Genomic DNA, 12,860 nt, shown 5'->3' with positions numbered 1-12,860 from the left:
TTCGACACTGCCGATCTAGCAGACACCGCCGGTTTCGGCAACGCATGGATTTCCTGCGCTCCGGGCAGCACCTCTCGAACGAGTGAAGGCGGAGACGCCGTTTCATCTGGTGCGTCTGTTGCGATCGGGAGTAAGATCGCAACGTTCTGCGCATCGGAAGGGATGGATATGAAACCGGCAATCATCGGCCTCATCGGCACTCTCGTGCTTGCGGGATGCAACACCGTCAGCTACAGCGGGCCGGGCCTTGAACCCATCCCGGGCAGCATCACCGATAATGGCCAGCCGCGGACCAAGCTCACCAAATCGCCGCCCGGCTCCTCCTTCCCCCATGATTTCATCGACCAATATGGCCGGCAGGTGGAGGAAACCTACATCATCCAGCCCGACCGAAGCCTGATCATCGCGCACCGGCAGTACAAGCCGATCCGGTTCTTCGGGGATTAGGCCTCGATGGTATGACGTCGTCGGTTCACCATTGCTCGATTCTGTTGAAGCCGACGACGTTGGAAAATAAGAATAAACTTAGGACGCGCTTCGCTTTCCGAAGCCGAATGTCTTACGCAGGCTGCTATCGACAGCGCTTGCCGGCATAAACCTGCGCAACCGGCTTAAAAGCTTCGCCTGGCCACCGGCTGGTTGGCGCATTCGATACGGACCATTGATCGCAGCTAAGATTTTCTCTGCTACTGCCCGCGGCGACGGCGCGGTCCTGATCTGGGCCTGCACCGCTTTGATGGTCGCGTCAGCCTGCGTCGCGTAGACTCCCAGGGGAACCTCGGTTTCTGCTGCGTTCACATCGAGTTTCGTGTTCGTGAAGGTGGGTTCAAGGAGCACCACGCGCACGTTGAACTCACGGATCTCATGGCCGAGAGACTCGGACAGCCCTTCCAGCGCATGCTTGCTGCTCGCATAAACTCCCATAAATGGCGCAGGCAGGAAGCCAAGGACTGAGCTGACATTGATGATCAGCCCGCTCCGCGCGGCTCGCATGGAGGGCAAGACGGCGCGGATCATGCGCAGAGGGCCGTACACATTCGTATCGAACACCGTATGCGCTTCCGAAATCGACGTGTTCTCGACGGGGCCGACCAGTGAAACGCCTGCATTGTTGATCAGGATATCGATCTTGCCTGCCTCGGATAAAACCCATTCGACGAAGCTCGAGACCGAGGCATCATCGGTGACGTCCACAGTGCCTAAGCGCACGCCGGCGATCGGATGAGCGCGCTTCGGGTCGCGTGCACCCCCAAAGACCTGGAAACCATTTTGTGCAAGAAGGCGCGCCGAAGCTTCGCCTATTCCGGAGGAGGCTCCGGTGATCACTACAACCTTATCTTTAGACATGCATGCTCCTGGATTGGCGCGGGTCATCAATTATGGGCTTCAGTAGAAGCGGCTGCTTCGGCAGCAGGGCATCACTCGGCAGCCAATGCTGCCTGCAGTTCCACTTGCCTTGGTGAATTCTCGTGACTTTCGTTTTGGTCGGTTTGATGCGGAACCAGGTGGCGTAGAGAGCAGGGAGGAAGAGCAGGATCATCACCGTGCCGACCGCCGTGCCTCCGATCAGCGTGTACGCCATCGACCCCCAGAAAACCGAATGAGTGAGAGGAATAAAGGCAAGGACGGCCGCAAGTGCTGTCAGCATGACCGGACGTGTTCGCTGCACCGTCGCCTCGATCACGGCGTGATAGTCGTCGAGACCTGCCGCCTGGTTCTCCTTGATCTGCTCAGTCAGGATCAAGGTGTTGCGCATCAGAATTCCCGCCAGTCCGATCAACCCGAGAATGGCATTGAAGCCGAAGGGCTGATGGAAGAGGAGCAAGACCGGAACCACACCCGCAAGACCAAGCGGCCCCGTCAGCATCACCATAGTCATCGTCGACAGGCTGCGGACCTGCAGGATGATGACGATCAGCATGGCGGCAATCATCGCCGGGAAGATTTTGACGAGGGCGACGTTGGCTTTGAGTGATTCTTCAATGTTTCCGCCCATCTCGATACGATATCCCACAGGAAGCGAGGCAATCAGCGGCTGAAGCGCCTTCAGAATCTGTTGCGAAACTTCCGGGGGCTGCGTCGCCTCATTGATGTCCGAGCGGACCGTAACGACAGGCGTTCGATCGCGCCTTTTCAGAATCGGCTCTTCAAACCGGATTTCGGAATGGCCGATCTGATCGAGCGGCACCTGCCGGCCATCCCGGCTCATCAGCGAGAAGTCTGCCAGTCTGGACGGATCGAGCCTGTTTTCGCCGGCACTGCGCGCGATGACAGGCACGTTGCGAATGTTTTCACGAACCTGCGTGATCGGAATGCCGCTCAACAGCAATTGCATCTGCTGGGCTGCTTCCGCCGGCGAAAGGCCGATGAGGCTCAGTCGATCCTGGTCGGGAAGGAAGCGCACCACCGGCACACGGTTGCCCCAATCGCGATTGGCCTGGCGGACATCCGGTATGCCCTTCATGATGTCGAGGGCCTTCTTCCTCGGACCTGCCCACTTCGACGCATCGCCAGCGCATGGGTTTAAGGCTTCAGTTGGTCGGCTGATGCAAGGCCCGACGGCTCGGTGACGGTTGCCGACCTCGAATGCAAGGGGCAGTGGAACCTTTTAGCCACCCCAGAGACACCAGAATGGCTTATGATTCACGTGCCGCGCGAGGGTCTCTCCGGAACGACGCGACGGAAAATCACGACAATAGCATCACCCGGCCAGATACTGCTTGGGGAAAGCCTCGAGGCATGCCAGCCACAAGTTGTCGGATACTAAGCGCCCCGATTAATCCTTAATCACCTGCCAAAGGTCGGCTGGTGAGCCCGCCAATGGCTGATAAGCGAGCTCCCGCCAGCTTAGGATCACAGCGCTTGAGGCAAATTTAGAAGGATAGTCTTTGCGAGCAAGGCTTAGAACCGATGCTAACTTTCTCATGCTGCTTTCGTCGCGGACTCTTACGTTCGGCGTATTCGCATGACAGAGAGCTGGGATCAGCCAAGGCGCTTCAGCAGGGCTATACCATTGGTTCCAATCATATTTACTCAGCAGTTCCCCCGATGCGAAATGGAGCGACAACATTATCGCGGCTGCCGCTTTAATCGCGATTGAAACGCTTTGATCGGATATCAGGTCAGCAAGCTTATTTGGGTCACATATGTAGCCTTTTACGATGTGAGATATCCCTTCGTCAGGAGACGCCTCACCGTTTAAAACAAGCTCCATGCTTGCGCGTTCCGTAAGCATATTCACGATCCAAGGAAGAAGGCATGCCTCTTCGGGTAGCCGAAGCTCGAATGGGAGCACTTTGCGAACGTAGGCCGGGTTGCCCAGATTGCCGTCACCAAACTCGACTACTTTCGCAATCACAGCCGACCTAAGATCCTCCGGCACAGAGTTAGGAAGGTGGGAGATGATGCTAGCTAGTTGATCAGGGTCGAAATCGCATATAGCGTCTATAAACTTAGGTGAACTCCAGATCGCGGCAGGGAGATGGCGCTCGCCGAACGTCAACAAATGACAAAAATGTTCGGGGATCTTATGGAGGATTTCGATCCAATCCTCCTCGGTGAATTCTCTAGGACCATGGTGGTATATTGCGCGCAGTTTACCAGCATACGGCGAGTTGTCCACTATGTGCCCGCAATCACTGAATGGGGATGCTGTGACCAGTGCCTTCCGGTTAAAAGCAAGGCCGAGGTGCCCCGGAAGCTTACGCAGCCATTCGAGGTTCGGGCTAATGTCGAACAGAGCTTCGTACGTCGCGTGTGTAGGTGACTTCAGATACTTACAGACTGCTGCTATTGCTTTGAAATAACCGCCTGCGGCAGTTAGTTCTGCCAAAATCTCTGACGACCACGTATTCCAATCGCGTGGGCCATCATTTGGAATGTAGTGTATCTCAATCTTCTCCTTGCAGAGCATTTCCTTCGATAGTGAATTTGTATTCCCGAGATGGCGATAGTCAATAAAGCGACTAAAGGTCGCCGCAGTGTCCCTGCTGAAGAACTCGTGTAGAAATTGACCTGAGCGATGCGCTTCGAGAATGACCGCAGTGAGTGAACTGATGACATCCTCGGAGTCGAGGTACCAGTTATCAGCCTTGAGAACGTCAAAGGCTATTCTTCCTACCCAGTTTGCGGTGCCGCGTTCGTCTTCAGGAAATTGTGATTCCCGAAAGAGTGCCGACCGGAATGAAGTCGATTTCGTTGAAATTAACTCGAAAGCTTCATTTGAAGAAGGGTGCCCATCATCTATCATTGCGATTAACGTCGCTGCGGCACCTAACACTTCCTCCTCAGATTTTTCTCGAAGAGATCGCAAAAGGAGATCGATCAGCCAGGACCGAGAGTGATCTCCCGGAGTAGCTGCCAAATAACTCGGTGCTTCAGGTGTAGTTAGAAGAGCCGACAAGCAGTTAGCAAATTGATTTCTAACTCGTCGATCATGCTCGAGGACGCCCTCGACTAAAATACGGCGCACAATTAGCCCGCCATGCGCTAGTCGACGATTTAGATCGCGTGTGTCGCTCTGCCCCTCATCTAATTCCAGCAACGACGAGATGGCGCTCGATATCTCCAAGCGACGCTCGTTTTCAACGAACCCACTCAGCAAAAAGTGCACGACTTCGGCCCAGTGGGAGTCCCCCGCAATCGTCTGAAATCTCTGAGCTACAATATCCGGTGCTGCGGCCGCGATCTCCTCGGCAGCGAAGAATTCCTGGAGTTGTCGGACATCAAAACGAACTGTTTCGCCGTTTTCGGGAGTATTTACCAGCACCAGCCTTTCAGTGGCTGCTTCCATAAGCGTCGACACTGTCTCATCGATGTCAATGTCCTGCAAACTTGAAACAACTTCGGTTACCACGACCTCAAAATCTGAGCGTGTTAGAGCCGTTGTGGCACCACTTTTTGTCTCTGCTCTCGAATGCAGTTCGAACCCAAGGCGATTGTGCAAGGCCCGAATTAACTTGTTTTCTGAACTCAAAAGTTTATTTAGCCGAGCATCGGGGAAGTCTTTGTCTGCCTCCCTCTTCTTAATAACTTCATAGAATCGATCAAACAGCTTCCACTTTCGCTCAGGGGGACGACCTCCGATTCGAACGATAATCGCCATGATGTGCGACTGCAGTGGCGTGGTCATCAAGGAAGCGACGCTGGGAGACGAGAGCGCTTGCTCTAGGATGCCAATTTTAACCGAGCTGTCTTTCTCTGACATCTTATGGCGTAAAAGAGGTTTAGCGCACGCGAGCGCCTTTTCACGAGAAAGCTTTGCAAGTGTTAGATTTGCTGATTGGAAAACGTCGAACTGACCCGAATAACCTTGAGGTCGCGAAGTGCAGACTATCGAGGCATCGCACTTCAATCCCACCAATAGATTATCGACAAAATGCACCACCTCATGGGCAACCTTGTCTTTAATGTCTCCGGGAACTTCGTCGAGGCCATCGAAAATGAACAACCATCGTCCAGATGAAAACAGACGTTTCAAGGTTCCAGGTAATACGCCTTGGGCTAACTCCCGAGTGAGCAGATACTCTAGATAAGCTAGTAGTCGCGTTGCTTTATCCGGCTGCTCACCAAACCACTGCGCGTAAGACTTCAACTCTACCGTTACCGGAATGCGTGGCGCTATTGGCCACAACTCCAAATCGATGCCAACTTGCTTGATGTTTCTCGCTAATTTCTTTTGCTTTGGAGTGACGGACGGTCCGTCAGCAGTGAGTATCAAAGAGGCGCGCTGAACTTGAGCGATGAATTGGGTGATCGTCGATTTCCCCTGGCCTGGACCGCCTTTTATGAACCAGATGCGTGCTCGTTCGGGGTCGCGTTGCCACCTCTCCCAAAGGTCGATGTCGGCGACGTCGTCGGGAAGAGCTTGAGGATAAGCAAGTGATTTAGCTAAAGCTTTCGCCGCAAGTTGGTTTTTTGCCGGCGTTATAAAGGGAAGGTCTGTAAATATGTCTTGTAGAGGTGGCTTGTCCTCTTCGTCGGAGCCTGCTTGTTCAAGCTTGGAGTAGAGCTGGCCCTGAAAATCCGTAACAAGAAAATGCCTTAATATGTCGTCTCCGTCCGCAGAGGCGTCATTTAGGGTTTTGTAAATATTTCTGATTACGTGTCCAGCCGTTACAAACTCGCCATACTGGGCCGCAACAGCCTCGTATGTGGAGAGCAGGCTGAGAATTTTTGCTCCACCCCAAATGTGGAACCGCTTAACTAGCTGCGGGCGGTATTTCTTCACTAACGCTTTGGCTTGATCATATACACCGGTCTCAGGTACGCCAGAGGGGTCGAAATTGGTGGCGAGGATGTAGATGTCCGGCCATTTGCGCTTCGTATTTTGAGCGGCGAAGGCTTTTAGCTCTTCTTCCAGTTGAGCCAAAAGCCATTTGCCATGGTCTTTGGAAAGGTTAGGCGCGTGAAACTTTGACTGGATATACCATATCCCGGACCAAGCATCTTTTTCGCTTGGATAATTCGAAGCGCCCTCGAAGAATCCATCACGACCGCCATCAGGTCCAGGCCCAAATCCCGTGTGCCCAGCACCTAGCACGTGCAACGCCAATGAGTTTACCAAGTGTTCGAACGTATTTGGATCGAGGCGCGTCAATTCGAATTCGGAATACGTCACACAAATAGCTCCCATGCCAACGAATCAATATCAAAAGTTGCGTTCAACTCTTTAGAGCGTTGAGCAACCATTGTCGCTACTATCGACACAACCATTGTATAAATATTGATTCAGGGTCAACTTCTGGCGGCAGATGGATTATATCGGGGTATGCGCCACTAAAGGAAGTTAGCAGGCACCAACTGTCATCGCATATTGTTACCCGCGAGCCTAAGTAATATTCAGGCTATCGTGTTCTTTAATGAACATTTCTGCGCGTCGCCGGAAGGATCGCTGGAGCGGGTGAAGGGAATCGAACCCTCGTATTCAGCTTGGGAAGCTGCTGCTCTACCATTGAGCTACACCCGCGATGCGCTGAGATTTCCAACAGATGGGGGCGGCTGTCAAGTCGCGTTTCAGATCCGGAAGTGCTTCGAGAGCTTGAGGCCCTGGGCCTGGTAGTTGGAGCCGAGGCCGGAGCCGTATAGGCTGGCCGGTTTTTCCTGCATGTGCTCGTAGACCAGGCGGCCGACGATCTGCCCGTCTTCGAGGATGAAGGGCACTTCGTGGCTTCGCACTTCGAGCACGGCGCGGCTGCCGCGCCCGCCGGCCGGCGCGTGGCCGAAGCCCGGATCGAAGAAGCCGGCATAGTGGACGCGGAATTCGCCGACCAGCGGATCGAAGGGGGTCATCTCGGCGGCATAATCCGGCGGCACATGCACGGCTTCACGCGAGACAAGGATATAGAACTCGTCGGGATCGAGGATCAGCTCGTTGCGGCCGCGGCTGTAGAGCGGTTCCCAGAAATCAAAAATATCGTGCTGGTCCTTCTCATCGACGTCGACGACGGCGGTATGGTGTTTGCCGCGATAACCGATCAGGCCGTCCTTGTCGCCGGTGAGATCGATCGACAGCGCAATGCCGCCGCCCGAGACGTTCGGCTGCTTGCTGGCAACGAGCGTTTCGCTTTCATGCAGCCTCAGAAGTTCCGGCTCGCCGAGCACGGACTGGCCGACACGGAAGCGGATCTGCGACAAGCGCGAGCCGCGGCGCACGACGATCGGGAAGGTGCGCGGGCTGATTTCGAGATAGAGCGGGCCGGAATAGCCCGGCGGGATCTTGTCGAATTCCTGGGCGTAGTCGGTGATGACGCGGGTGAAGATATCGAGCCTGCCGGTCGAGCTCTTCGGATTGGCCGAAGCCGACATGTCGGCAGGCAGCGCTAAGCTCTCCATCAGCGGCACGATATAGACGCAACCGGTTTCGAGCACCGCGCCCTGGGAAAGGTCGATCACGTGCAGGCTCAGCCGATCGAGCTTGTCCGAGACCAGATGCGAGGGGCCGGGCATGAAGGAAGCGCGCACACGAAACGCCTTGCTTCCTAAGCGCAGGTCGAGACTTGCCGGCTGGATCTGATCGCGGTCGAGCTCCCGCTCGGAGTTCAGACGCCCCGTTTCGAACAGTGCCGCAATCGCGCGGTCCGCCAGAATTCCAGTTTCGCGAGCCATCATGCCCCATCCATCATTTTGCCGCCGACAAAACCAAACTCGGGGAATTGACGCAAGCAGCTAACAGCAGTATTGCAGAATTATCCCGTGGTGATTTGGCCGGTCGGCTTGCAGCCACGTTAAACAAGTGGCTAAAAAGACCGGGTTATGAAACCGGTCTGCTTTTGCGGCCGGTTTTTTTGTTATGTGAAGGTGATGGCATGAGCAAGACCTGGCGCCCGGCAACCCAACTCGTGCATGGCGGCACGCTGCGTTCGCAATATGGCGAAACATCAGAGGCAATCTATCTCACCCAGGGTTTCGTCTATGAGACGTCGGAAGCGGCCGAAGCCCGCTTCAAGGGCGAAACGGACGGCTTCATCTATGCCCGCTACGGCAGCCCAACCAACGACATGTTCGAAAAGCGCATGTGCGCATTGGAAGGCGCTGAAGATGCCCGCGCCACCGCCTCCGGCATGGCGGCCGTCGCCGCCGCCGTCCTCTGCCAGGTCAAGGCAGGCGACCACATCGTCGCCGCCCGCGCGCTGTTCGGCTCCTGCCGCTGGGTCGTGGAAACGCTTGCGCCGAAATACGGCATCGAGTGCACGCTGGTCGACGGCCGGGATCTCGCCAATTGGGAAAAGGCGGTCCGCCCGAATACCAAGGTATTCTTCCTGGAGAGCCCGACCAACCCGACGCTCGAAGTAATCGATATCGCAGGCGTCGCCAAGCTCGCCAACCAGGTCGGCGCCAAGGTGATCGTCGACAACGTCTTCGCGACGCCGCTCTTCCAGAAGCCGCTCGAACTCGGCGCCCATATCGTCGTCTATTCCGCCACCAAGCATATCGACGGCCAGGGCCGGTGCCTCGGCGGCGTGGTGCTCGCCGACAAGGCATGGATCGACGAGAACCTGCACGACTATTTCCGCCATACCGGCCCGGCCATGTCGCCGTTCAATGCCTGGACGCTTCTGAAGGGCATCGAGACGCTGCCGCTGCGCGTCAAGCAGCAGACTGAGAATGCGGCGAAGATCGCCGATTTCCTGGCAGAGCAGGGCAAGGTCGCCAAGGTGATCTATCCCGGCCGCAAGGATCACCCGCAGGCTGACATCATCGCCAAGCAGATGACCGGCGGCTCGACGCTCGTCTGCTTCGAGCTGAAGGGCGGCAAGGAGGCGGCCTTCTCGCTGCAGAACGCGCTTGAGATCATCAAGATCTCCAACAATCTCGGCGACAGCAAAAGCCTGATCACCCATCCGGCAACGACGACGCACAAGAACCTGACGGAAGAGGCGCGTGCCGAACTCGGCATTTCTCCGGGCACGGTGCGGCTTTCGGCCGGCATCGAGGATACGGACGACCTGATCGAGGATTTCGCGCAGGCGCTTTCCAAGGTTTCGGCCTGATCGACTGGAATAGCGGCCGGACTTCAATGAGGAGCCGGCCGCCGATCTGCGGGAACAAGTACCCGCGCGCCGGCGTTGCGAAGTAAAATTAACGCTGACGATTAGGCTTAACGATCGAAAACCATACGATGATCACCATTTGACCGCTGATCAACGTTCCGTTTCTTGACGGACGGGGCCTCTTTATAAGATACGGGTAACATATCTTGACTATGGTGCAAGGCATGTATCGCGCCCTCACAAGAGATATCGAAGTCGTGGTCGAACCGTTCTATCTGGAGGAGCAATCCGATCCGGAAGACGATCGCTATGTCTGGGGTTACCGGATCGTCATCAGCAACAATTCCGGCGTCGCCGTTCGCCTCATCAATCGCTACTGGAACATCACCGACCAGAACGGGGTGGTGGACGAGGTGACCGGCCCCGGCGTCGTCGGCGAACAGCCGCGGCTCAGCCCGGGCGACACCTACGAATATTCCTCCGGCTGTCCGCTCGACACGCCCTCAGGCCTGATGTTCGGCCATTACCAGATGGAAACGGATGAAGGCGAGCTATTCGACGTCGACATCCCCGCCTTCTCGCTTGATTCGCCGGGGTTGCTGCGCGTGCTGAACTGAGCGCCGGCCCCAAAGTGGATATGCCCGATTCACCCCCAGATGACATGCATCAGAGATCAAAAGGATCCGAGGCCGTCCGGGTATCCGGCTTTGCTTCGAACGGATCCTTTGATTGGGGCGTGGCTGGCCGCTGAGCGACTGCAGCGTTTACCGCCTTCTGGCAGGTGAGCATCTCATCCGTTGCCCTGACGGAATTTTTTAAACTCAGCGCAACAATCTGCTTTCCGTTGAAGGTGGCGCGAAAACCCAGTTTACGAGCGAACTCGGCAATGAGACTGGAATCCTTAAAATCGATCCATAATCCCTTGAAGCCATCAAGATCGAGAGCGCTCGCATTCGCCGTCCATTGAGAACGATCTAACGACAACTCGATGGGATATTGCTTTCCCACTTCCAAGGATTTCCAATTCGGATTTGCGATCACAATGTAAAAAGGGCTCTCCTTTTTTGTAAAATTAAAGCCCAGACGAAAAACGGTGCCGTCATCAAATGAAGTGAGAACAAAACAGCCGTTGCCCAAGGTCGGGTCGACAGCCACGGTCCAGCCGCCAACCTCTTTCCATTTGATTGTTTCGTCATCAGCCAGGACAATCCGTGGCATCGCAGCAATGAATGCGAATACAAAATACAAAAGCCGCATTGACGTCCCGCCCCCAGAACCAGTTGGGATAATAGGTGCACAGTGACTACTAAAAGTCGAGTCACTGTGCCGCTGCAATGCGCATCTTTTTCGCGCCAAGCGCGACTAATGTTATTCCGCCGGCTGAAGCTCGGCTGCTTCGAAGCGGTAGGTGGTCGAGCAGAATTCACAGGTGACGGATATCTCGCCGTTTTCCTGGCTGGCCTCGATCTCCTCGGCGGTGAACCCCTTCAGCACGTTGCCTATTTTTTCCCGCGAGCAGCTGCAGCGGTCGAAGACGGCGCGGGGCTCGAAGACGCGCACGCCGCGCTCGTGGAACAGGCGGAACAAGAGACGTTCGGTGCCGACCTGCGGATCGGTCAGCTCGTCGGCATCGATGGTCTCGACCAGCGAGCGCGCTTCGGTCCAGGCGTCATCCTCGCCATGCGGACGGTCGCCGTTATCGCCGTCGCCGCCGTGGAGATCAGGCTGGCGCATGCGCTCCGGTGCCTCCGGCAGGAACTGGGCGACGAGGCCGCCTGCCCGCCAACGATGGCGTGGCTTGCCGGCATCGTCACGATCGAAGAGTTCCGCCGCAGCCAGGCGCACCCGCGTCGGGATCTGCTCCGACTGGCGGAAATAGACCCCGGCGATCTCCTCGAGCGAAGTGCCGTCGAGGGCGACAATGCCCTGGTAAGGCTGCGCGAACTTGCCCTGGTCGATGGTGAAGGCGAGCACGCCCTTGCCGAGCAGCTGCTCCGGCTCGGTCTCGCCTGAGGCAATCGCCTGGTCGAGCAGCGCCCGGTCGAAACGGGCATAGGCACGCACGTTCTCCGGCGTCGAGAAATCGGCGACGAGCAGATCGACCGGGCCGTCGCCCTTGGTCTGCACGGTGAACTTGCCGTCGAACTTCAGCGAGGTGCCGAGCAGCACCGTCAGCACGACGACTTCGGCGAGCAGCCGGGCGACGGGCGCGGGATAATGATGGCGCTCGAGGATCGCATCGAGCATGGGGCCGAGCTGGACGGCGCGGCCGCGCACATCCAGACCCTCCACCTGAAAGGGGACGACATGATCATCGCCGGCGAAATCGAACTGGCCGAGGGCGGCTGCAGCTTCTGCCATGGCTTTACTCCTGGTTTCTGGAGCGGCGGCCAAAGTGTCCGGCGCTCGCGCAGTCGGGCCGCAAGCTTATGACTCGCAACATCCGATTATGGTTCAGATCGCGCCCAGGCACCAAGCAAGAATCGACTTCTGCGCATGAAGACGGTTTTCCGCTTCATCGAAGACCACGGATTGCGGGCCGTCGATCACCTCGTCCGTCACTTCCTCACCGCGATGCGCCGGCAGGCAATGCATGAACAATGCATCCTTGCCGGCCTTGGCCATCAAGGCCGCATTGACCTGATAAGGCTGGAAGACGTTGTGACCCCGGGCCCGATGTTCCTGATTCATGGAGACCCAGGTATCGGTCACCACGCAATCGGCACCTTCGACCGCACGGTCGGCATCATGGCAGAGCATGACTTCGGCGCCCTCATTGCGGGCCCAGTTCAGATAGTGATCCTTGGGCTCGGAACCAAGAGGCACGGCCATGTTCATGCGGTAGCCGAAGCGCGCAGCCCCTTCCACCAGCGAATGCAGCACATTGTTGCCGTCGCCGGTCCATGCGATCGTCTTGCCCTTGATCGGGCCGCGATGCTCCTCGAAGGTCATGATATCGGCCATGATCTGGCAGGGGTGGGTGTCGTCCGTCAGCGCATTGATCACAGGCACGGTCGCGTGCTCGGCGAGCTCCAAAAGCCTGGAATGCTCGGTGGTGCGGATCATGATCGCATCGACATAACGCGACAGCACCTTGGCGGTGTCGCCGATCGTCTCGGCGCGGCCGAGCTGCATTTCAGTACCGGAGAGAAACAGCGTTTCGCCGCCGAGCTGGCGCATGCCGACGTCGAAGGAGACGCGGGTGCGGGTCGACGGCTTCTCGAAGATCATCGCCAGCATCTTGCCGGCGAGCGGCTTGTCGCCCTTGCCGGATTTGAAGGCCTGCTTGCGGGCGAGCGCGTCGTTCATGATAGTTCTGAGGTCGGCCGAGGTGACGGCCGAAAGATCGAGGAAATGTTTAGGAGCCAT

The 12,860-nt window shown here is 56.8% G+C and carries 9 protein-coding genes, 1 tRNA gene, 1 pseudogene and 1 riboswitch; of the genes and pseudogenes, 3 read left to right on the top strand and 8 right to left on the bottom strand.

The features are described from left to right. Window positions 1-168: 168 nt before the first annotated feature. A complete protein-coding gene (locus NMA58_RS00900) occupies window positions 169-447 on the top strand; it encodes a hypothetical protein (protein ID WP_434713476.1) in 279 nt (92 codons plus the stop codon). Between the two features lie 78 nt (window positions 448-525). Here the strand turns inward: NMA58_RS00900 and NMA58_RS00895 are convergent, their stop codons facing one another. From NMA58_RS00895 to NMA58_RS00875, 5 genes and pseudogenes are all read right to left on the bottom strand, one after another. Beyond that, on the bottom strand, window positions 526-1,347 hold the full coding sequence (locus NMA58_RS00895) for an oxidoreductase (RefSeq protein WP_434712002.1): 822 nt from the start codon (window positions 1,345-1,347) through the stop codon (window positions 526-528). 74 nt (window positions 1,348-1,421) lie between these two features. Then, window positions 1,422-2,482, bottom strand: a pseudogene (locus tag NMA58_RS00890) (efflux RND transporter permease subunit); the annotation flags it as partial. Window positions 2,483-2,776: 294 nt separating this feature from the next. Next, window positions 2,777-6,619: a hypothetical protein gene (locus NMA58_RS00885; protein WP_434712001.1), complete on the bottom strand. Its 3,843-nt coding sequence runs from the start codon at window positions 6,617-6,619 to the stop codon at window positions 2,777-2,779. Between the two features lie 274 nt (window positions 6,620-6,893). Beyond that, a tRNA-Gly gene (locus tag NMA58_RS00880) sits at window positions 6,894-6,967 on the bottom strand. A gap of 47 nt (window positions 6,968-7,014) precedes the next feature. Then, window positions 7,015-8,109 carry a 2'-deoxycytidine 5'-triphosphate deaminase gene (locus NMA58_RS00875; protein WP_085776833.1) on the bottom strand — a complete coding sequence of 365 codons (1,095 nt, stop codon included), beginning with the start codon at window positions 8,107-8,109 and terminating at the stop codon, window positions 7,015-7,017. 74 nt (window positions 8,110-8,183) lie between these two features. Continuing rightward, a riboswitch (SAM riboswitch) is annotated at window positions 8,184-8,262 on the top strand. Between the two features lie 44 nt (window positions 8,263-8,306). Here NMA58_RS00875 and NMA58_RS00870 point away from each other — a divergent pair. Then, window positions 8,307-9,491, top strand: coding sequence for an O-succinylhomoserine sulfhydrylase (locus tag NMA58_RS00870; RefSeq protein ID WP_434712000.1), 1,185 nt, complete (start codon window positions 8,307-8,309; stop codon window positions 9,489-9,491). 224 nt (window positions 9,492-9,715) lie between these two features. Beyond that, window positions 9,716-10,108 carry a Co2+/Mg2+ efflux protein ApaG gene (gene apaG, locus NMA58_RS00865; RefSeq protein WP_010029240.1) on the top strand — a complete coding sequence of 131 codons (393 nt, stop codon included), beginning with the start codon at window positions 9,716-9,718 and terminating at the stop codon, window positions 10,106-10,108. A 49-nt stretch (window positions 10,109-10,157) separates the two neighbouring features. Here the strand turns inward: apaG and NMA58_RS00860 are convergent, their stop codons facing one another. From NMA58_RS00860 to argF, 3 genes are all read right to left on the bottom strand, one after another. Then, window positions 10,158-10,748, bottom strand: a complete 591-nt coding sequence (locus NMA58_RS00860; RefSeq protein ID WP_085776831.1) for a hypothetical protein — start codon at window positions 10,746-10,748, stop codon at window positions 10,158-10,160. A gap of 111 nt (window positions 10,749-10,859) precedes the next feature. Then, window positions 10,860-11,852: an Hsp33 family molecular chaperone gene (locus NMA58_RS00855; RefSeq protein WP_085776830.1), complete on the bottom strand. Its 993-nt coding sequence runs from the start codon at window positions 11,850-11,852 to the stop codon at window positions 10,860-10,862. A 93-nt stretch (window positions 11,853-11,945) separates the two neighbouring features. Beyond that, complete coding sequence (gene argF / locus NMA58_RS00850; protein WP_434711999.1) at window positions 11,946-12,860, bottom strand: ornithine carbamoyltransferase; 915 nt, start codon at window positions 12,858-12,860, stop codon at window positions 11,946-11,948.

Origin of the sequence: Rhizobium sp. YTUHZ045 (assembly GCF_051124255.1) — a bacterium.
In the GTDB taxonomy this organism is placed as follows: Bacteria; Pseudomonadota; Alphaproteobacteria; order Rhizobiales; family Rhizobiaceae; genus Rhizobium.
The sequence above is the reverse complement of the archived record's forward strand: the minus strand, read 5'-3'. Positions and strand labels throughout refer to the sequence as shown.